This is a genomic window from Kitasatospora sp. NPDC001175, assembly GCF_053598215.1.
The window spans coordinates 1-19,525 of sequence record NZ_JBSFJU010000099.1 but is presented as its reverse complement, the minus strand read 5'-3'; the positions used below and the strand labels follow the sequence as shown (position 1 = coordinate 19,525).

Below are 19,525 nucleotides of genomic sequence, written 5' to 3'. Positions count from 1 at the left end.
GGCCAGCGTGCCGGATTGGCTCGTGCGGGCGGATCACGGTCGCTTACCCATCGGCTACGGATCGTGATCTTCCGGGCGGTGTGTCGTCTGGAGCGGATGAGGCCTTCCGGCTGTCTGTGCGCCGCCAGGGACTCGAACCCCGGACCCGCTGATTAAGAGTCAGCTGCTCTAACCAACTGAGCTAGCGGCGCCTGCTGACGAAGAGAACATTACCTGGTCAGCGGCCCGAAGTCCTAATCGGCCCCGAACGCCGGGTGTCAACCGGCCGACCACGGGGTGATCGCGGCCTTGCGCCGGACGGGGCCGTCCCCGATCGGGCGGTGGGATCCGGCCGCCCGCGGTGCCTCGGGCCGCCGGGCGCGTCGAAAGCCGATGGCGGCATGTCCGTGCGTCCGTGCCCCGGGACGGCCCCGACCTGCACGATGAAGCGCGCCTGAGATCAAGGGCAGGCTCCGGATGCAGGACCCGAAAACTACGGTTTGTCAGATTTATGCTGAATCGGTGAACCAACTGTCGCTGCTGTTCGTGGTGCTGCTCGCCTCGATCGTGACCATCCCGGTGGCGCGGCGGACCGGCGTTCCGCAGCCGGTGCTGATGACGGTGGTCGGGCTGGTGATGGCCCTGGTGCCGCAGATCCCCAACGTGAAGGTCGAGCCGGAGCTGATCCTGCCGCTGGTGCTGCCGCCGCTGATCTTCGCGGTGGCCAGACGCTCCTCGGTGCGCTACTTCCGGGCCAACATCCGTTCGATCCTGCTGCTCGCCGTCGCCCTGGTGGTCATCACCACGGCGGCGGTCACGGGCGTCCTGCACTGGCAGGCCCCCGCCCTTCCGCTTGCCGCAGCGGTCGTGCTCGGCGCCCTGGTCTCCCCGCCCGACCCGGTTGCGGCAGTCGCGGTGGCCGGCAGCATCGGCCTGCCGCGCCGGCTGGTGGCGGTGCTGGAGAGCGAGGGCCTGTTCAACGACGTCACCGCGATCGTGATCTACTCGCTGGCCATCGAGGCCCAGGTCAGCGGTGACTTCTCAGCCGTCCACGCGGTGCTGCGCTTCATCCTCTCCGCGGTGGTCGCCGTGGTCCTCGGCATCGCGCTCGGCTGGCTCAACACCAGGCTGGCCGGAATTCTGGACGACCCCACCGAGCAGGTCGCGCTCAACCTGCTCGTCCCGTTCGCCGCGTACGTCCTGGCGGAGGAGGCGCACGGGTCCGGCGTGCTCGCCGTGGTGGTCTGCGCGCTCTACCTCGCCGACCGGGCCGCCGGCGCCGACGACGTCTCCTACCGGCTGGTCGGCAACGCCTTCTGGGAGATCGTCGAGATCCTGATCACCGGGGTCGCCTTCGGCCTGATCGGGCTCGAACTGTCCACCGTGCTCGCCGACGTCGGGCGCCGCTGGTACGGCATGCTCGGCGACACCGCCTGGGTGATCGCCACCGTGCTACTGGTCCGGCTGGTCTGGCTGCTGCCGGCCGCCTGGATCTCCAAACGGGTCAGCCGCGGGGAGGAGGACACCCCGATCAGCTGGCAGGAGACCGTGGTCCTCTGGTGGTCGGGCATGCGCGGGGTGGCCACCGTCGCGTTGGCGCTGGGCGTGCCGCTGCTGCTGGCCGACGGCAGCGGCTTCCCCGGCCGCAGCGAGATCGTCTTCATCGCCTTCGGTGTGGTGCTGTTCACCCTGCTGGTCCAGGGCCTCACCCTGCCCTGGCTGGTTCGCCTGCTCCACCTGGACGCCGGCCACGACCGGCACGAGCGGGAACTCAGGGAGATGTGGTGGCGGGCGGCGAAGGCCGGCCTGGACCGGCTGGCCGAGCTGGAGGAGGAGCGCCGGCTGCCGCCCGAGGTCGCCGAGCGGCTGCGCGACCGCCAGCACGACCGGCTGGCCAGACTCTGCCCGGAGAAGTACGAGGAGGAGGAAGCCGCCGAGGTCCGGCTGCGGGCCAGCCAGTGGCGGGCCGCGGCCGCGGTCGAGCAGGAGATGATCGCCGCTTCCCGCCGCGAGGTGCTGGCAGCCCGCAGTGAGGTCGGTGCCGACCCGGAGATCGTCGACCGGGTGATGCGCGGCCTCGACCTGCGCAGCAGGCGGGTATGACGCCGCGGTGGATGCCCGCGTGACGGCCCGGCGGAGCCTCGGCGACGTGCAGGTGACGGCGTTTCCGAGGCGCAGGTGACGCCGCGCCAGACGGGCCGGTCGGGCGCGTAGGCTGTGCCGGGGCAGGCCGTCAACGGAGTCGGCGCACACAGCACCCCGTACCGCCAGACCCTCGCGCAACCCTCCCCGCTGGGCCCTGCCGGTATCCAAGAAACCGGATGAGTCAAGGAGCAACCAATGACGGAGAACCCTGTCGGCGGCCGTACCCCGCTGGACCGGCTGCCGCAGTGGGCGGCACTGGCCAAGCACCGGGAGGCGATCGGGCAACAGCACCTGCGTGAGCTGTTCGCGGCGGACCCGGAGCGCGGCAACCGCTACGCACTCCAGGTCGGTGACCTCAGGGTGGACTACGCCAAGCACCTGATCAACGACGAGACCCTGCGCCTGCTCCGGGAGCTGGCCGAGGCCACCGGTGTCGCCGAGCTGCGGGACGCCATGTTCCGCGGCGAGAAGATCAACATCACTGAGAACCGGGCCGTCCTGCACACCGCGCTGCGCGCCCCGCGCGAGGCCGTCATCGAGGTGGACGGCGAGAACGTCGTCCCCGCCGTGCACGCCGTACTGGACAAGATGGCCTCCTTCGCCGACCGGGTCCGCTCCGGCGAGTGGAAGGGCCACACGGGCAAGCAGATCAGGAACATCGTCAACATCGGCATCGGCGGCTCCGACCTCGGCCCCGCGATGGCCTACGAGGTGCTGCGCTCCTACAGCCGGCGCGACCTCACCGTCCGCTTCGTATCCAACGTGGACGGCGCCGACCTGCACGAGGCGGTGCGCGACCTGGACGCCGCCGAGACCCTGTTCATCGTGGCCTCCAAGACCTTCACCACGATCGAGACCATCACCAACGCCGTCTCCGCCCGCGACTGGCTGCTCACCCAGCTGAACAGCGGCACCGAGGCGGTCGCCAGCCACTTCGTGGCCCTCTCCACCAACGCCCGGGGCGTCGCCGACTTCGGCATCGACGTGGCGAACATGTTCGAGTTCTGGGACTGGGTCGGCGGCCGCTACTCCTACGACTCCGCGATCGGCCTCTCGCTCATGATCGCGATCGGCCCGGACAACTTCCGCCAGATGCTGGACGGCTTCCACCTGGTCGACGAGCACTTCCGTACCACCCCGGCCGAGCAGAACGTCCCGCTGCTGCTCGGGCTGCTCGGCGTCTGGTACGGCGAGTTCTTCGACGCCCAGTCGCACGCGGTGCTGCCGTACTCGCACTACCTGTCCAAGTTCACCGCCTACCTCCAGCAGCTGGACATGGAGTCCAACGGCAAGTCGGTGGACCGCCAGGGCAACCCGGTCTCCTGGCAGACCGGCCCGGTGGTCTGGGGCACCCCCGGCACCAACGGCCAGCACGCCTACTACCAGCTGCTGCACCAGGGCACGAAGTTCATCCCGGCCGACTTCATCGGCTTCGCCAAGCCGGTCGCCGACCTGCGGCCCGGCCTGGTCGCCCAGCACGACCTGCTGATGGCCAACTTCTTCGCCCAGACCCAGGCGCTCGCCTTCGGCAAGACCCCCGAGGAGGTCGCCGCCGAGGGGGTCCCGGCCGAGCTGGTCCCGCACAAGACCTTCAAGGGCAACCACCCGACCACCACCATCCTGGCCGCCGAGCTCACCCCGTCGGTGCTCGGCCAGCTGATCGCGCTGTACGAGCACAAGGTCTTCGTCCAGGGTGCGGTCTGGAACATCGACTCCTTCGACCAGTGGGGCGTCGAGCTCGGCAAGGTGCTCGCCAAGCGGATCGAGCCGGTGCTGCTGACCGGGGCGGGAGCGGAGCAGCTTGACAGCTCCACCGCGGCTCTGGTGGCCAACTACCGTTCGCTGCGCGGCCGCTGACCGCCCTCCCGGGTGGGCCGCCGGTTCACGGCGGCCCACTGCAGGGGCTGCCGGTGGCCGAAAACGCCGGAAGGCCCCTCGCTGCTGCGAGGGGCCTTCCGACTGTCTGTGCGCCGCCAGGGACTCGAACCCCGGACCCGCTGATTAAGAGTCAGCTGCTCTAACCAACTGAGCTAGCGGCGCCTGCTGACAGAGAAAACTCTAGCAGTGGCCCCGGGCGGAACCAAAATCGAATACCGGCCGGTCCGGGTTCAGGCCGAGGGCAGGGGGTCGGGCTCGCCGTCCAGGTCCGCGGGCGCCGGGAGCGGGCCGTCGCAGGCGGCCTGCCCCCTGGAGGCGCGGACGCAGGCCCAGAGCACCGTGGCGGCGCCGGGCAGCCACGGCTCGCGGGTGTCCGGCGCCACGATCCAGCGGCCCGCGCCCTGGCCGGGGGAGTCGGGCGCGTCCACCATCCGCTGGACCGGCGGGACGGTCACCGCGTCGCCGGCCCCGTGGCAGAGCAGCGGCGGCACCTCGCGGGCCCACTCCTCCCAGGCCAGCAGCGTCCGCAGCCGGGGAGCCGCGCCCGGCTGTACGAAGAGCAGGGTCCGCCCGCGGAACAGTGCCACCGGCCCGCAACCCGGGCCGGACGCCCACAGCTCGTCCAGGACCCGGCGGCCGAACAGCGAGGGCATGCTGATCACGTCGAAGACCCGTCCGCACGGCAGTACCGACGGCGCCCACGGCCGGGACTGCCACAGTGCCCGCATGCTGCGCGGGTACTCGCTCGCCGAGGCCAGCCACGCCTCGCCGGCGACGGTGACGTACTCCACGGATTGATAGGTCCAGATGTCCACGTGCAGCAGCCTGACCGCCGAACCGCCCCGTGCGGAAGAAAAGCCCCATTCGCCGGACAGTGCCGACCCGGCAGGCGTACCCTTCCCGCCCGCATATGCCACTGGCTACACCGGTTGGGGCGGAGCCTGCCGCGACGGGCGGTGGGGCTCAAGGGGCGCCGGAGGGTGCCGTCGGTGCAGCCGTGGGTACGGCGGGGTGGCTCAGTGCTCGCCCACGGCCTGCTGCTTCAGCAGCGTCTGTCCGTACTCGACCATCCGCGCCGCGTAGTCGGGTGTCCAGTCGGCCTGGTCGGCGATCTCGGCGGGTGAGAGCGCGTCGAACCGCCTGGTGTCGGCGAGCTGTGCCGCCGCGATCGCCTGGAAGTCGGTGGCGCGTTCGGCCGCGGCCCTGAAGGCCAGGGTCAACTCGGTGGCGCGGCGCAGCAGTTCGGACGGGTCCTCGATGGCCTCCAGGTCGAAGAAGCGCTCCGGTTCGGGCTCGCTCGCCTGCGGCTCGAAGAGCAGGTGGGCCGGGCGCAGCCGGCGGACGGGGGTGCCCGGACCCGGTACGGCCGGCTCGGTGGGGCCGCTCGGGACGTGCTGGCCGCTCTGGCCGGAGACCGGCGAGTGGCGATCGGGCATGGGGGGACACCTCCGGGGTGTGGGGCGGTTCGCTGCCTCGTGGCACGGGCGGCCGGTATGGGCCACCGGTATCGGCCGCCGTCCATTGTCGCTCGGCGGCGGCCGGTAGCGGAACGGTGTGAGAGCAGAGCGCTATTCCCGGCCCGCACGCCGGGGTGGCGAATTCGATCGCCCCGGCCGACACCCCGGACGCCTACCGCCCCCGCCGGGGCCCCGGGTCACAGCCGGACCCGGTGCTCCTCCAGGTGCTGCAGCATCCGGTAGTTGGCCTCCCAGCCGTCCGGGAACTTGACCGTGACGCCGAGCTGGACCGGCTCGGTCGCGGGGTGCTCGTCCAGGACCTCGGCGATGCCCGCGCGGGCGACCACGATGCAGGCGTGCCGGTGCCGGGAGGCCAGCACGCACAGCCGGCCGGTCTCCAGGTGGAAGGCCGTCGCGTCGGGGCGGCCGGAGAGCGGGTGGAGCACCACGGTGACGTCGTACTCCCGGCCCTGCAGCCGGTTGGCGGTGTCCACCGTGACGGCCGGACCGGCGGCCGGATCCACCGGTACGCCGAGCCCGGCCAGTGCCGTGCGGACGGCGGAGGCCTGGTCCCGGTGGGCGGTGCCGACCGCGATCCGGCCGGGGGTCAGCGGCGTGGAGCCCTGCTCGGAATGGGCGGTGAGACCGCGCTCCAGCAGCCGCCGGACCGTCGCCCCCACGGCGGCGACGGCCTGCGGATCCGTCCGGACGGTGTGCCGGGCGGGCAGCTCCAGCAGGGCCCAGCCGCTCTCGGCGGCCTCGTCGATCGCCGCGTCGAACGCCGAACCGTCCGCCGCCACCGCCGCCGTCAGCCGCCGCTCGCCGGACCCGGTGCCCGAGCGGAACGGTGCGTAGGGATAGAACGCCGAGGAGATCAGCGGCGCCGCCGAGGCGGGCAGCCGCCAGGAGACCGGCAGGCGGTGCGGCTCGATCTCCGGGTTGTGCGCCAGCAGCGTGACCACCGCGCTGCTGGACGGGTCGTACGAGAGCCCGGCCCACTGGTCCGTGCCGACCACCGTGAACGGGTCCAGCTGACCAGGGTCGCCGACGAACAGCGCCCGCTCGAACAGCCGGGCCACCGCGAGCAGCGCGTCCGAGCGCATCTGGTACGCCTCGTCCACGATCGCGTGCCGCCACGGCGCCTCCGTCTTCACCCACTGCCACTTGGCGGCCGTGGAGATCACCACGTCGTGCTCCAGCAGGGTGCCCACCTTGTCGGACGGCGTGACGTTGCCGTGGCGCAGCGCCTCGGGCGACGGGCGGGAGTCGCTCGCGTGCAGCCGGCCGATGCTCAGCTCGGGACCCTTCTCGGCCAGCCGGTCGACCAGATCGTCCACCTGGCTGTTGGTCTGGGCCACGATGATCAGCCGCTCACCCGCGCCGACCAGCTCCTTCGCCGCCTTCACCACCAGCGTCGACTTCCCGGCGCCGGGGGGCGAGTCCACCACCACACCGCGCGGCGCACCGGGGGCCGGGCGGACGGTGGCGGCCAGGATCCTGGCCACGGCGGCGTCCGCCGCGGCGCCGGGAGAGAGGGCCGATGGTTTGCCGGGGACGGCTGTGGAGCCCGGGTCGAGGGTCATGGTGTCGGTCATTCCCACTCTTCGGCAGCGGTGAGCGAATGATCGGCGGCGCCTGGCGGTCCACCGTGTGTCCAAGGGGTGTCGTCCGGCTCGGGCAGCGGGGCGGACTGGCGCGACGTCAGCTCGAACAGGGTGAAGACGATCTGCTCGCCGGGCTCGGGCAGGCTGCCGGGCTCGGGCTCCTTCTTCCGACCCATCCCGGACAGCACCCGGACCGTGACGGTGCCGCCGGCCGGGTCGGACTCGACGATCACGGCCTTCTGCGCGACCGGTCCTCCACCAGCCTCCGGCCGGGGGGACCCCCCTGCCCGGTGCACCTCGCGGCCCGGATCGGCGTGCGGACGGTCGTCGGTGCGGACGGTGACCAGCGGGCGGGGCTTGGGCGAGCGGCCGGAGGTGTCGTAGTCCAAGGCCACCCCGACCACGGTGCCCGCGAACGCCTCGCCCGCCAGCCGGTGTTCGGCCATCGCCAGCGGGTCGTCCAGTGCCTCCTGGACCGCCAGCCTGGCTTGCTCGCGCTCGCGCTGGGCGAGCTTGCGGGCGGCGGTCACCGCGTCGTCCTGCCGGGGCTGCGGCGGCTCCCCGGCGGCGAGCCGGTCCCGGTGGCCGGTGTAGGACCAGCGGTCGGACTCCCAACGCTCCCCGAGATGGGCGGCCGGCGGCAGCGCGTACAGCAGGTCGAGGCCGCGCCAGACGTCCCGCCAGGTGGGCAGCAGCTCCTGTTCGAGGACCGAGCGCAGCTGCTCCGACGCCTGCTTGACGTGGAGTCGGGCCTGCTCGACCTGCTCCGGCCGGCCCGGCGCCTGCTGCAGCCCGGCCAGGGCGGCGAGGGCGGAGTCGTGGCGGTTGATGGCGGGGGCGAGCAGCAGCTCGTCGAAGCGCGGATCGGTGACCGGCCCGGCTGGCGGATGGGTGAGCCGCCCGTGGACGTCCCGCTCGGTCTCCGCGAGCAGGGCCGTCTCGGCGCCGGTCAGGCCGGGGCGCGGGAGGTGCCAGGCCAGCTGGGCGGCGAGGTGCTGGTCCTCCAGGTGGCTCTGGCCGGTCGCCCAGTGGCGGGCCAGCAGTGCCGTCATCGACAGCAGCAGGCTCGATCCCGGCACCTGGGCCCGCTCGGTGAGATGCGTCAACCAGCGCCCCAGCAGCGGGACCTGGGTCGGCGCCGGGTACAGCCCCGGGTCGGCGTCCTCGGCGGTACGGCGGAACCTGGTGGACCGGCCGAGCAGGGACAGGTGCTGGACGGACGCGCCGTTGGGGACGATCAACTGGGGTGCGTCGGTGCAGAGTTCCCGGAGGACCTGGGTCTTCTCGCCGGTCCCCGAGTCCTTCTCGGAGCCCTCGATCTGCTCGACCTCGGTACCGAAGGACTCCAGGTAGGGGAGCAGGTCGGCGGCGACCCGGGCGAGGAAGTCGAACCGCTGGGTGCGGTTCAGCGGTTGCGGAACGATGTGCAGGTGCGGTGCGGCCCGGTCCGTGCCCAGCAGCATGGCCAGCGGCGCCCCCGACTCACCGGCGGCGGCGAACGGGACCAGCACCATGGGGCGCTGCGAGAGGTGTCGGTGCCGCACGGTCGCGAGCGGTTCGGCCCGGCCGCTGCGGACGGCCTCCAGCCGGGCCAGGGTGCTCAACAGGCTCATCGGGTGGACCTCCTGACAGCCCCGGCCCGGTGCGGGGCCTCGAGCGCGGCGGGGTACGGAGTCATCCAGCGCTCCTGCCCAGGGCCTCGGCGCGCAGCGCGGCGGCGTGCGCGAGCCGGGCGGCGGCCTCGGCCTGCTCGGCACCGTCGGCGTCGGCGGGCTCGCCGGCACCCCGGCCCGCCGCGGCGGCCAGTGCCTCGGTGACGGTTCGCAGGCTGCCGAGCTCGCCCCGGACAGTACGGCCGAGCTGCTCGACCGAGTCGGCGCAGCGGGCCTGCGCGCGGCAGTGGAAGCCGAGTTCGCAGCTGGAGAGGCAGTCCGGGCTGTATGCGGCGGTCAACGCCTCGAGGGCGGCGGCCAGTTCACCGACAGGGCGGGTGGGGCAGCCGGCCTCGTCCGGGGCCAGGTCGAAGGTGGTTCCGGACGGCAGCGCGGCCAGCAGCTCCTCGACCCGGGTGAGCCGGTCGAGCTGACGGCGGGTGGTGGCCAGCTCGCGCCGGATGTCCACGGCGACGGCCGTCGGACGGTTGCCGAAGTCCTTCGGGCAGACCAGCAGCACGCTCGACTCCGGGCTGCCGGGCAGCTTCTGTTCCGCGTACGGCGAGTCGTCCACCGGCTGCCCGGCCGCCGCGGCCGCGGCCTCCTGGAGCGCCAGCACGTACACCGCCGCCTGCCGGGCCGCGGCCCCGACCTTCGCCGGGTCGGCGGAGCCGTCCAGGACCGGGAACGACTTGATCTCCACGACGGTGCAGCGGCCGTCGTGCACCACCACCGCGTCCGGCTCCAGGTACGCCGGGCCGCCGGCCACGGTCAGCCGCAGCATCGGGTGGTCGAGCAAGGTCCAGGCCCCCGGTGCGGCCGCGGCCTCGGCCAGCACCTCGCGAGTGCGCTCGGCCCGGACCGCCGGGGCGGAACGCGGCAGCAGGTCGGGCACCGCGAGCGCGGTCGCGTCCGGCGGCAGCCCGAGCCGCCGGCGCAGCGGTTCGAGCAGCGCGGCGTAGCCGTTCTCCTTGAGCCGGGACTCGAAGACATTGCCGCGCGCTATCGCGAACGGCGACTGACCGAAGGGCGCCGGATGGCCGAGGTGCCCGGCGACGGCCGCCTTGTCCACCCCGGCGGCGTCGAGTACGGCGCGGCGGCGGCAGCCCGGGTTGGCGGCGAGCGCGGCGAGGGCACGGGCGTCGAGGCTGCGCTGCGGCGCCCGGCCGCGCAGCTCGGAGAGCCGCTGTGCCAGCGGCTCTGCCTGCCCGATGGTCGAGACGTTCATGGTGCGGCCCAGTGTCGCATCCGGGTCTGACAAATCCGGTGCGGCCGCTGCTTTCCACTGCTTTCCACGCGATGCCGGCACTGCGGGGCGGGCCGGCGCGGCGGCTGCGTCCGGGCGGCCGGGTCCGGGTGGGCGGTGCGCGGTCGCCCGGCAGGGGACTTTGGATCGTCCGCACGGGGTTCGTCATGGGCGCGCGGGCCGGGTGGCCGCTGTCACGGCACCGTCCGTGGCGGCGCGGCGCGCCCGCCGGAAGGCGCGTGCACTCTCGCGGAGCGGGTGGGACGTTGGCGAACCACCGGGGTGGGGCGGGTGGTCGCGGGCCGCTGCCGGACGCCGGCCCGGAGGTGGGGGATCATGGTCCCCGGCGACTCGATGGCGAGCCCGGCCGCACCCACCCTGGCTAACCGCCACCCCAGCTGCGAGGAGTTCCCCCATGCCCGCTCGAATCGTGCTCGTTCGGCACGGCGAAACCGAGTGGTCGGCCACCGGCCGGCACACCGGCCGTACCGACATCCCGCTCACCGAGGAAGGCCGCGCGATGGCGCGCGCCCTCGGGGCCCGGTTGGCGAAGGCGCCGTGGAACGGCCTGCCGGACGCCGTCGTCTACACCAGCCCGCTCTCCAGGGCCCGGGAGACCTGTGAACTGGCCGGCTTCGGCGACCGTGCGGTGGACCGCCCCGAGCTGATGGAGTGGGACTACGGCCAGTACGAGGGTCGCACCGGGCAGGACATCAGGGCCACCGACCACCCCGGCTGGCTGATCTGGCGGGACGGCGTCCCCGGCGGTGAGAAGCTCTCCGACGTGGCCAACCGGGTCGACGCCTTCATCGCCGGACTCAACGAGGAGCACGGCGTCCCGCACCCCGACACCACCACCATGCACTGCGCGGACCGCGATGTGCTGCTCTTCGCCCACGGCCACCTGCTGCGCATCCTGACGGCCCGCTGGCTCGGCCTGGCGCCCGAGTACGCCCAGCGCTTCAAGCTGGGGACGGCGGCGCTGTCGGTCCTCTCCTGGGAGTACGGCCTGCCCGCGGTGGAGGTCTGGAACGACCTCAGCCACCTCGACGCCCACTGAGCCGAGCGGTCGGGCGGAACAGCGCCCCGGGGCGTGGCGGCGCCCCGAGGCGGAAGGGCTGTGCGGGCAGCGCGCCCCAGGAAGACTCCGGCGCGCCGTCAGCGGAGCGCGGCGTCCCGGTGTGGGAAGAGCCGTGCGATCAGCCCGTCACGGTAGTGTGCGGCCGGTCGCGCGGCCCCGGTCGCGCGACCCCGGGGCCGGACCCGGCGGCCGTCAGGCAGCCACGGCATGGTGGTACGCCGTCAGGAAGTCGGCGACCTCCGCCACCGACCGGTGCGGCCGCAGGTTCTCGGCGGAGTCGGCGAGCATGTTCCGGATCCGCGCCGAGCGGACCTCGCCGAGCAGCGCCACCGCCGCCGAACCATGGCTCGCCGCCCCCGCCAGATCCCCCTGGCCCAGCCGGTCGTGGGCGAGTTCGGCGGTGTAGAGCACCCGGTTGCGGACGAAGTGCGGGTCCTGGAGCGCTATGGCCCGCCCGGCCCGTTCGCTGGCCCGGTCCCACTCACCCAGGGCGGACCAGCACTGCGCCTCCAGGCCGGCGATCTCCGCCTCGCCGAAGAACGACATCCACTCCGGGTCGGCCTCCGACTCGCCCCGGTCGAACAGCGTGTGCGCGCGGGCGAGCGCCCGTTCGCAGGCCGCCCGGTCCTTGAGCAGCGCCCAGCCCCCCGCCTCGCGCATGGCGAGCAGCGAGAGCAGTCGGTCCGAGTCCAGTTTGCGCGCCGCGGCCTGGCCGGCCTGCGCAGCGCGCAGCGCCTCGCGCGGGCGGCCGGCGTCCCTGGCGAGGAAGGCGCTGTTGCAGAACACGTGCGCCTCCAGTGCGGTGTCGTCGGCCATCCGGGCGGTGGCGAGCGCTTCCGAGTAGAACGAGCGGGCGTCGGCCAGCCGGTTGGAGTCGTGGGCCAGCCAGCCGACCGAGATGGCCAACTCCCCGGCCCCGGACTGCAGTCGGCGCTCGGTGGCGCTGCTGTACTCGCCGTCGTTGAGCAGGGCGTACGCGCTGCGCAGCGACTGGCCGGCCAGCTCGAAGAGGGTGTCCGCACCATGCGCGTCGTCCAGCAGCCTGATGTCCCGGACGGCCTGCTCGACTCCGAGCACCTCGGCGGCGCCGACCCGGCGCAGGGATGGGAGTTGGCTCACCTGTCGGGCCGTTCCGACCTGGGCCGCGGCGAACTCGCCCGGTACCGGCAGTGCTTCCGCGGAGACGGCGGATGTGGGGGCTGCGGCGTGGGCCGGCCGGTCAAGGCCGAGTGCTGCCGCCAGGGCGGTCGAGCCGCCGCTCAGGAACGTACGGCGACGCACGTCGTCGTTCTCCTCGTGGGGATGGTGCGAATCGGTGAGCGGGGCCCGGCCGTCGGGCCCCGGGGCGGGCGGCCCGGCTGCAGCGCCTCGCGTGCTGCGGCGGCGGACCGCCGTCCGCGGGGCGAAGCCGAGATCCTGTAGTGAGCGGTCCGGCCACATGTGCCGGAACACCCGCTCGTACGCGTAGTTGGGGCAGCGGATCTCACCGGACTCGACCCGCCCCACGTAGCGGGCGTCGCAGGACACGTGTTCGCCGATCTCGCGGGCGGCCCGCCGGATCGCGGTGGCGAACTCGCCGGGGGAGCGGTCGCCCCGCAACTCCCGCATCACAGCGTTGGGGGCGGCGGCTCTGGGGATGGCGACGTGGGGGGTGACGGCGGCGGTCGGCGTGGACTGCGTTCCGCCGGGTCGCTTGGCTGCCATGGTCTGCGCTCCGAGCTCGTGCTGTGAAGGTCGCTGTCGCTGTGGGCTGTCCCTGGGGGCTGTCGCCGCGGGCTTGTTTCTGGAGGCTTGTTTCTGGGGGCTGTCGTTATGGCGGTTCGGGAGGTCGGTGGGGCGGCTGGTCCGGAGTGAACGGGGGCCGGGTGCGGCCGCGGTCGGCAGGTGGCGATCGGTGGCGGCGATCGGGGTCGGCCGGGGCTGGGTGGGTCAGCGGGGTTGGGGCCCGTGGGGGTGGTTGGTGTCGCGGACGGCCGCTGTGATGGCATGTGCTCGTGGGTCGGACGGGGCGCCCATGACAGTACCCGGAGTCATCCGGCGAATACGGTGAGTTGCCGGATGATGTACCCTCAATTCCCCACATTTCGGACGTCATTGCCGAGATCTGCCATGAAATGCCATGGCTTGCTGTAGGCGGCCCCGTGGCTTCAGGGGCACTCTTCGCGTTGTCCTGATACGTGGAAGCCCCGATCCGCACCCCCACCTGCCCGAGTGACTGGGCTTCCGACCTGACGAGGTGACAGGAGGGCCGCCATGGTCATCGGAGTGCCGCAGTACCGACGGACGGTCGCCGGCGGGGTCGCCCAGGGGCTGGCGCCCGCGCTGCTCCCGGACGGCCCGCGCGGCGCCGAGGGCGCCCGAGGGGCCGGAGCGGCCAGAGGCGTCGAGGGTGAACTCTCGGCCTGTACCGGCGGGGGCGGCGCGACCGCCCCGCCCCCGGCCGGCTACGACACGGTCACCGTCGCGGTTCGGCACGGCCTTGAGACGGTCGACATCCTCCGGCTCCGCCGCGCCTGCGGGGCGGTGCTCCAGACCGCGGGCGGCTCCGCGATCGCGTTCCTGGTCCCGGCCGGTACCGCCGACCTCTGGCACCTGCCGGGCAGCAGCTGTACACCCGGTGCCGTCCTCTACCCGCCGACCGACCCGCGCTGGGTGATGCCACCGTCCGGCCCGGACTCCGCGGCCCGCCCCACAGACGCCTGGGTGCTGCGCTCGGCACTCTGCGAAGCTGCCTGCACGCTGACCGCAGGCGGCTTCGGGCCTTTCTGAGGCCGTGCCGCACAGCCGCCCGAGCTGCACAGCCGTGTCAACGCGTGACCGCACACCCGCGCTGCCGCCCGCGCCCCACGCCGCGTAGTCGCACGCGCCGCCCGCCGCGTAGTCGCACGCCCGCGCTGCCGTCTCCGCTCCGCCACGAGGAACGCGGTGCACTGTCCCGCCAGGCCCGGCCGAACGGCCTACCGGGGAGTTCGCGTCCGCAGCCGGTCGCGGCGCCCGTCCCCCCGGACCTTCCCGTCCCCTCTCGTTCCCCCCTGCCCGACCGCCGCTGAGCTGGGGCGCTGTCCGTCACCTTGGCGATAATGAGGGCCATGGGACGCAGCAACAGGGCCGGCAGGGCTCGTACCGAGACCGAGCCGAACCCCGCCGCCCCGGGCGGACCGTCCGGCGCGGCCCGTACCCGTTCCCAGGGCCCGCTGGCCCGCCAGGTGGGCTCCGGACTGGCCGAACTCGTCCCCGACCGGGACCGCCCGCACGCCTGGACCCTACTGGTCGACGGTGCGCCGCAGTCGCTGGTGGACCTCGCCGACCCCACCTATCTGGGCTTCGAGTACCAGCGCAGGCTCGGCCATGTGATCGACCTGGCCGCGGCTCCCGGAAAGCCCGTCACCGTACTGCACCTCGGCGGCGGCGCCCTCACCCTGGCCCGTTACGTCGCGGCCACCCGCCCCCGCTCGCGTCAGCAGGTTGCCGAGATCGACACCGCGCTGACCGAACTCGTCCGGGCGGAGCTCCCGTTGGAGCGCGGCTGGCAGGTCAAGGTCCGCGGCGCGGACGCCCGCGCGGTGCTGGAGCGCACCCCGGAAGGGGCGGTGGACCTGGTCATCGCCGACGTCTTCGCCGGGGCCAGGGTTCCGGCGCACTGCGCGACGGTGGAGTTCGCCACCCTGGCCGCGCGGGCCCTGGCGCCCGGCGGGCGGTACGCCGTGAACATCACGGACGGTTCGGCGCTGCTCTTCGCCAGGTCCCAGGTGGCCACGCTGCGTGCGGTCTTCCCCGAGGTCTGCCTGGTGGCCGATCCGGCGGTGTTGCGGGGCAAGCGGTTCGGGAACCTGATCCTGGTGGCGGCCCAGCAGCCGCTCCCGCTGGACGAGTTGAGCCGCCGGGTGGCCTCGGACTCCTACTTCGGCCGGGTGGAGCACGGCCGCTCGCTGGCCGACTTCACCGCCGGTGCGGTACCGGCCACCGATGCCACGGCAGCCCCGTCGCCGGCCCCGCCACCCGGCGTCTTCCACTGATCCCCGCCACCCGGCGTCTTCCACTGATCGCCGGTGCGCCGGCCCCGGTCCGGCGCGCTTCCGTGCCCCGGTCCGGCGCGCTTCCGTGCCCCGGTCCGTTCCGCGTGCTCAGTGTCCGCGCGGCAGCCCCCGGTGCTTGTACATCGCGGCCCCGCTGAGCAGCATGCCGCCCGCGATCGGGACGAGTACGGCGGTGAGGTCGTCGTCCGGCTCGACGGGAGTGGCCGCGGTCAGGCTGAGCGGATCATCGGCGACCGGCTGCGCCGGATCCTGGAACCGCACCGGCACCATGCCCGTCCGGCGCCCCGTCGTGGCCGCACCCGGGACAGCGGAGCCACCGCCGGTAGCGCCACCGCCGGTAGCGGCGCCGCCGGGCGGTAGCGGCGGTGGTACGGCGGCCGGGTCCGTGGCGACGTCGGCGCCCGGCCGGGCCGCTGCGCCCGCGTTGGAGGGGGAGCGGTCCGCGCCCTCCTCCGGTCTCGACCGCGAGGGGCGCAGGGCGTCCCCGCGAGGCTGCGGCGGAGCGGCGGGCAGCAGTACGGCGGCGATCGCGAAGGCGTCGGGCACACCGGCCGCCTGGCCGGGGAGCGGCAGCCCGCCGGCCCTGATCCGGTCCTGGAGCACCTGCTCGACCGGTGCGGCCGGATGCCGCAGGGCCGGTGCGGTGGTGCCGGTCAGCCCGTCCAGCAGGGCGGGGACGTCGGCCCTGCCGACCAACGCGCTGTCGGGCTCGGCCGTCGCGGCGTACGCGCCGGTGGCACCCAGCCCCAGGCCCCACACCTGGGCCAGCGCCACGCCGCCTGCCGCGAGGACGTGAGGGCGGGGCAGCCGTTCACCCGCCCGCCGCGGGTTGCGGCCCGGGCCGTCGGAACGGACGGAGACGGCCTGCGGCTGCACCGGGATCGCGTGATTGGCTCGCACGTGAAGCGAGAACGAGCACCCGGGGCGTCAGGTCACGCGCGTCGGTGACTTTCCGTCATCGCGGTGGTCGGCGTCTCGGTTTGCCGGCGGTCCGGAGCCCTCGGCACCAGGCGGCGGCAGCGAACGAGAAGGCAGGTTTCGGACGATCTGACGCGGCTTCGGGCGGGCGGCGTACTTCTCGTTCCGATGCCTCGGAAAGGTCCGGCTTCCGAGAGGGCCGGGCTTGCGAGAGGGCCCGGCGACGCGGGCAGGGCCAGACTTCGGGGCACGGCCGGCGTCTTGGTCGGGGCCAGGCCCTGGGGGCGGGACGGGCGTCGCGGGCAGGGCCCGATGCCGAGGCGCGCCGGTGCGTCCTGGCGGCCCCGGCCCGCCGGGCGGGGGTCTCCCGCACGAGCACTCGTGCGCGAGGCCGTTGCTCCCCCACCCGGCGGCTCCCCGCCGGGAGTCCAGTAAGCGCCAGGAGCTCCGGAGTTGGAACTCAGGAGTTGGGGCGCAGGGTCCAGGTGATGGTCATCACGCCGGTGACGGCGCCGTCGGCGCGGGTGATCTCGACGGTGACCGGAAGCTCCGGGCGCTCGCCCTTGTCCAGCTCGGCGACGACGTCGGCGGCCGGCCGGCCGAGCGTCGCGGTGGCGGTGACCGGGCCCATCGCCAGCTTCTTGTACGAGACCTCGGCGTTCACGACCAGGGGCACGGCGCGCGACAGCTGGTCGCTGAAGGCCGCGAGGACGATGCAGCCGCTCGCCGATTCGGCCAGCGTGAACATCGCACCGGCGTGCGGGCCGCCGACGTGGTTGTGGAACTCCGGCTGGTCCGGCAGCCGGAGCACGGCCCGCTCGGGGCTGGTCTCCAGGTACTCGAGCTTCAGGGTGTGGGCCATCGGCACGGTGGAGTCGAGCAGCTGGCCGATCGAAGGTGTGGTCATGGCGATGATGTTACTAGTGGGTAGCTTTCTCGGGGAGGGGGACCGGAGATCTTTTCGAGCCAGCCCCGCCCTGGTGGGGGTCGGGTCAGGCCGGGTGGGACCGAGTCGGGTCGGCGCGGCTCGGATCGGCGCGGATCAGGCCGACCGGGGCGCGAAAACCCGCAACGCAGAAAAGCCTTGAGGGGCAGATCTCCAAGAGATCTGCCCCTCAAGGCCGTTGGGGTGAGCGACGGGACTCGAACCCGCGACCACCTGGACCACAACCAGGTGCTCTACCAACTGAGCTACGCCCACCATCTGTCCGGCGCTTTCCCGCTTCCGCGTTCCCGCTCCGACACAGAGAACTCTACAGGATCCGAAGGGATGCTCGCGCCAGGGTTGCCGCTCGGGTCGTCGCTCGGGTCGCGACGGCGGGCGCCCGGCCCGGGTCAGCCGGTCGGCAGCTGGTGCTTCGCGGCGATCGCGCGGGCGGCGTCGGTGTCCGGTCCGGGCTGCTCGACGAACACGGCCTCGCGGTAGTAGCGGAGTTCGGCGATGCTCTCGCGGATGTCCGCGAGCGCCCGGTGGCTGCCGCCCTTCTGCGGGCTGTTGTAGTAGGCGCGCGGGTACCAGCGGCGGGCCAGCTCCTTGATCGAGGAGACGTCCACGATCCGGTAGTGCAGGTGGCCTTCGAGCGTGGGCATGTCGCGGGCCAGGAAGCCCCGGTCGGTGGCGACCGAGTTGCCGCACAGCGGGGTCTTGCCGGCCTCCGGTGCGTACTGCCGGATGTAGGCGAGGACGCGCTCCTCGGCCTCGGCCAGCGTCATGCCGTGCTCCAGCTCGTCCAGCAGCCCGGACGAGGTGTGCATGGTGCGCACGATCTCGGGCATGCCGGCCAGGGCCTCGGCGGGCGGGCGGATGATGACGTCCACACCCTCGCCGAGGATGTTCAGCTCGGAGTCGGTCACCAGGGCGGCGACCTCGACCAGCGCGTCCCGGCCGAGGTCGAGCCCCGTCATTTCACAGTCGATCCATACCAAACGGTCATTCACGCACTCACCCTACGGCGCGGTCGCGCGAGCCGGACAGTTGACGGTCCGCCTCGGGAAGGCGTGCCGTGCCGCCGGTGTCGGCGCTCCCGTCGGCGGGGTCCTCCGCCCGGTCGGCCTCGTGGACCGCGTCGTCGACCTTGTGGTGTTCGACTCCGGGGCCGCCCGTACGGGCGCCGTCGGAATCGTCGTCCGCGAAGCCGCTGCCCGGATGGTCCCCGACACCGGGCCTGCCGGGCGCCGGAGCCCCGGACGCATGGGCGTGCGGAAGAGCGCTGCCATCGGCACGGTGCCGCTGGCCGAGGCCCCGAGCGGAGGGCCGGCCATGGGCCTCGTCCGCCGCGGCCGCGTGCTCGACGGCTCGTTCCGGCGACCGATCGGCCAGACGGTCCGTCAGCTGGTCCGCCTGCCGCACCGGTCGCGCCGGCCGTTCCTGCCGCTCCGTCGGGCGGTCGCCGGGCCTGGACGTCCTGCCGAGGCCCGTGCCCGGCTGCGGCGGAACGCCCGGACGGAACCGTCCCCGACCGAGTGCGCCCGCGGTCGGGGAGCCTCCGGCCCCCGGCGCGCCCGGCGAGTGGTACGCGGGTGGCGCGCCCGCCGCGGCGCCGGCCGGCGAAGTCCCGCCCGCCGGACCCACGCCCGCCTGGCTTCCGGCGACCGCCGTCCCGGTCACCCCGGCCTGAGCGCCGAATCCGGCACCCGGAGCACCCCCGGCCGGTCCGGCGGCCCCAGGAGCTCCGGCGGGCATGCCCGCCGGAGCGGAGGCCGCACCGAGCGGACCGGTGGCACCGGCCAGACCCGACAGTCGCTCGGCCGGGTAGCCGCTCGCCGCCGGATGCCCCGGTGCGTGATGGCCGTGGCCCTGGGCGGGGTGCCCCTGCGGTGGCACGGTGGCGCCGCCCGAAGCGGGCCGCCGGGCGCGGTAGCTGGTCCGGTACGCGGCGGGCGAGACCCCCAGTTGGCGCCGGAAGTGGCCCCGGAGCGCGACCGGTGAGCGGAAGCCGCAGCGGCGTGCGACATCGTCCACGGACAGCTCGGAGGTCTCCAGCAGCCGCTGCGCCTGCAGCACCCGCTGAGTGATCAGCCACTGCAGCGGCGCACTGCCGGTCAGGGTGCGGAAGCGCCGGTCGAAGGTCCGGCGGCTCATGTAGGCGCGGGCGGCGAGCACCTCCACGTCGAACTGCTGGTTGAGGTTTTCGAGGGCCCAGGTCACGACCTCGGCGAGCGGGTCGTTGCCGATCTCTTCAGGTAATGACTGGTCGATGTACTGGGCCTGTCCTCCGCCGCTGCGTCGGCTCGGCACCACCAGTCGGCGGGCCAGCGCGTTGGCCGCCTCCGCGCCGTGGTCGGTCCGTACGACGTGCAGGCAGAGGTCGATCCCTGCCGCCGTGCCGGCCGAGGTGAGCACATCGCCGTCGTCGACGAAGAGTTCGCGCGGGTCGACGTGGACCCGGGGGTAGCGCTTGGCCAGCGTCGGCGCGTACATCCAGTGGGTGGTGGCCGGCCGTCCAGCAGACCCGCGGCTGCCAGGACGAACGCACCCGTGCACAGTCCGATGATCCGGGCGCCCTCGTGGTGCGCCTTGCGCAGGGC

14 protein-coding genes, 3 tRNA genes and 1 pseudogene are annotated in these 19,525 nt (G+C 73.7%); 5 read left to right on the top strand and 13 right to left on the bottom strand.

The window, feature by feature from the left end:
* Positions 1-117: 117 nt before the first annotated feature.
* Positions 118-191 (bottom strand) — tRNA-Lys (locus tag ACWDAK_RS37330).
* A 310-nt stretch (positions 192-501) separates the two neighbouring features.
* Between ACWDAK_RS37330 and ACWDAK_RS37325 the strand changes: the two genes are divergently transcribed.
* Both ACWDAK_RS37325 and pgi read left to right on the top strand, forming a co-directional pair.
* Positions 502-2,082 carry a Na+/H+ antiporter gene (locus ACWDAK_RS37325; RefSeq protein ID WP_427394288.1) on the top strand — a complete coding sequence of 527 codons (1,581 nt, stop codon included), beginning with the start codon at positions 502-504 and terminating at the stop codon, positions 2,080-2,082.
* A gap of 237 nt (positions 2,083-2,319) precedes the next feature.
* Positions 2,320-3,981: a glucose-6-phosphate isomerase gene (pgi, locus tag ACWDAK_RS37320; RefSeq protein WP_344636216.1), complete on the top strand. Its 1,662-nt coding sequence runs from the start codon at positions 2,320-2,322 to the stop codon at positions 3,979-3,981.
* Between the two features lie 109 nt (positions 3,982-4,090).
* Here pgi and ACWDAK_RS37315 read toward each other — a convergent pair.
* The 6 genes from ACWDAK_RS37315 to ACWDAK_RS37290 all read right to left on the bottom strand — a co-directional run bounded on the left by ACWDAK_RS37315 (position 4,091) and on the right by ACWDAK_RS37290 (position 9,943).
* Positions 4,091-4,164, bottom strand: a tRNA-Lys gene (locus tag ACWDAK_RS37315).
* 68 nt (positions 4,165-4,232) lie between these two features.
* Positions 4,233-4,817, bottom strand: coding sequence for a bifunctional DNA primase/polymerase (locus ACWDAK_RS37310; RefSeq protein WP_344636215.1), 585 nt, complete (start codon positions 4,815-4,817; stop codon positions 4,233-4,235).
* Between the two features lie 201 nt (positions 4,818-5,018).
* Complete coding sequence (locus tag ACWDAK_RS37305) at positions 5,019-5,438, bottom strand: hypothetical protein (RefSeq protein ID WP_344636214.1); 420 nt, start codon at positions 5,436-5,438, stop codon at positions 5,019-5,021.
* A gap of 218 nt (positions 5,439-5,656) precedes the next feature.
* On the bottom strand, positions 5,657-7,042 hold the full coding sequence (locus ACWDAK_RS37300) for an AAA domain-containing protein (protein WP_344636366.1): 1,386 nt from the start codon (positions 7,040-7,042) through the stop codon (positions 5,657-5,659).
* Positions 7,043-7,050: 8 nt separating this feature from the next.
* Positions 7,051-8,676, bottom strand: coding sequence for a hypothetical protein (locus ACWDAK_RS37295; RefSeq protein ID WP_344636213.1), 1,626 nt, complete (start codon positions 8,674-8,676; stop codon positions 7,051-7,053).
* Positions 8,677-8,737: 61 nt separating this feature from the next.
* Positions 8,738-9,943: a hypothetical protein gene (locus ACWDAK_RS37290; protein WP_427394287.1), complete on the bottom strand. Its 1,206-nt coding sequence runs from the start codon at positions 9,941-9,943 to the stop codon at positions 8,738-8,740.
* A 433-nt stretch (positions 9,944-10,376) separates the two neighbouring features.
* Between ACWDAK_RS37290 and ACWDAK_RS37285 the strand changes: the two genes are divergently transcribed.
* On the top strand, positions 10,377-11,021 hold the full coding sequence (locus ACWDAK_RS37285) for a histidine phosphatase family protein (RefSeq protein ID WP_344636211.1): 645 nt from the start codon (positions 10,377-10,379) through the stop codon (positions 11,019-11,021).
* A gap of 213 nt (positions 11,022-11,234) precedes the next feature.
* On the opposite strand, the gene ACWDAK_RS37280 is transcribed toward ACWDAK_RS37285, so the two are convergent.
* On the bottom strand, positions 11,235-12,746 hold the full coding sequence (locus ACWDAK_RS37280; RefSeq protein ID WP_425557590.1) for a tetratricopeptide repeat protein: 1,512 nt from the start codon (positions 12,744-12,746) through the stop codon (positions 11,235-11,237).
* A 549-nt stretch (positions 12,747-13,295) separates the two neighbouring features.
* Between ACWDAK_RS37280 and ACWDAK_RS37275 the strand changes: the two genes are divergently transcribed.
* Both ACWDAK_RS37275 and ACWDAK_RS37270 read left to right on the top strand, forming a co-directional pair.
* Complete coding sequence (locus ACWDAK_RS37275) at positions 13,296-13,811, top strand: hypothetical protein (protein WP_344636210.1); 516 nt, start codon at positions 13,296-13,298, stop codon at positions 13,809-13,811.
* Between the two features lie 320 nt (positions 13,812-14,131).
* Positions 14,132-15,058, top strand: coding sequence for a spermidine synthase (locus tag ACWDAK_RS37270; protein ID WP_425557589.1), 927 nt, complete (start codon positions 14,132-14,134; stop codon positions 15,056-15,058).
* Between the two features lie 108 nt (positions 15,059-15,166).
* On the opposite strand, the gene ACWDAK_RS37265 is transcribed toward ACWDAK_RS37270, so the two are convergent.
* From ACWDAK_RS37265 to ACWDAK_RS37245, 5 genes and pseudogenes are all read right to left on the bottom strand, one after another.
* Entirely contained in the window at positions 15,167-15,979 is an 813-nt protein-coding gene (locus tag ACWDAK_RS37265; protein WP_427394286.1) for a hypothetical protein, read from the bottom strand.
* Between the two features lie 478 nt (positions 15,980-16,457).
* Positions 16,458-16,904, bottom strand: coding sequence for a DUF4442 domain-containing protein (locus ACWDAK_RS37260; RefSeq protein WP_344636207.1), 447 nt, complete (start codon positions 16,902-16,904; stop codon positions 16,458-16,460).
* A gap of 218 nt (positions 16,905-17,122) precedes the next feature.
* Positions 17,123-17,198: transfer RNA gene (locus ACWDAK_RS37255), tRNA-His, on the bottom strand.
* Between the two features lie 134 nt (positions 17,199-17,332).
* Positions 17,333-17,935, bottom strand: coding sequence for an oligoribonuclease (orn, locus tag ACWDAK_RS37250; RefSeq protein ID WP_344636206.1), 603 nt, complete (start codon positions 17,933-17,935; stop codon positions 17,333-17,335).
* A 904-nt stretch (positions 17,936-18,839) separates the two neighbouring features.
* Positions 18,840-19,525: pseudogene (locus ACWDAK_RS37245) on the bottom strand (GlxA family transcriptional regulator); the annotation flags it as partial.

Bases quoted from the DNA above. Each gene is read 5' to 3' on its own strand.
- ACWDAK_RS37280 (WP_425557590.1), bottom strand. From the start codon at position 12,746: ATGGCAGCCAAGCGACCCGGCGGAACGCAGTCCACGCCGACCGCCGCC.
- ACWDAK_RS37275 (WP_344636210.1), top strand. From the start codon at position 13,296: ATGGTCATCGGAGTGCCGCAGTACCGACGGACGGTCGCCGGCGGGGTC.
- ACWDAK_RS37300 (WP_344636366.1), bottom strand. From the start codon at position 7,042: ATGACCCTCGACCCGGGCTCCACAGCCGTCCCCGGCAAACCATCGGCC.
- ACWDAK_RS37295 (WP_344636213.1), bottom strand. From the start codon at position 8,676: ATGAGCCTGTTGAGCACCCTGGCCCGGCTGGAGGCCGTCCGCAGCGGC.
- ACWDAK_RS37270 (WP_425557589.1), top strand. From the start codon at position 14,132: ATGGGACGCAGCAACAGGGCCGGCAGGGCTCGTACCGAGACCGAGCCG.
- ACWDAK_RS37305 (WP_344636214.1), bottom strand. From the start codon at position 5,438: ATGCCCGATCGCCACTCGCCGGTCTCCGGCCAGAGCGGCCAGCACGTC.
- pgi (WP_344636216.1), top strand. From the start codon at position 2,320: ATGACGGAGAACCCTGTCGGCGGCCGTACCCCGCTGGACCGGCTGCCG.
- ACWDAK_RS37260 (WP_344636207.1), bottom strand. From the start codon at position 16,904: ATGACCACACCTTCGATCGGCCAGCTGCTCGACTCCACCGTGCCGATG.
- ACWDAK_RS37290 (WP_427394287.1), bottom strand. From the start codon at position 9,943: ATGAACGTCTCGACCATCGGGCAGGCAGAGCCGCTGGCACAGCGGCTC.
- ACWDAK_RS37285 (WP_344636211.1), top strand. From the start codon at position 10,377: ATGCCCGCTCGAATCGTGCTCGTTCGGCACGGCGAAACCGAGTGGTCG.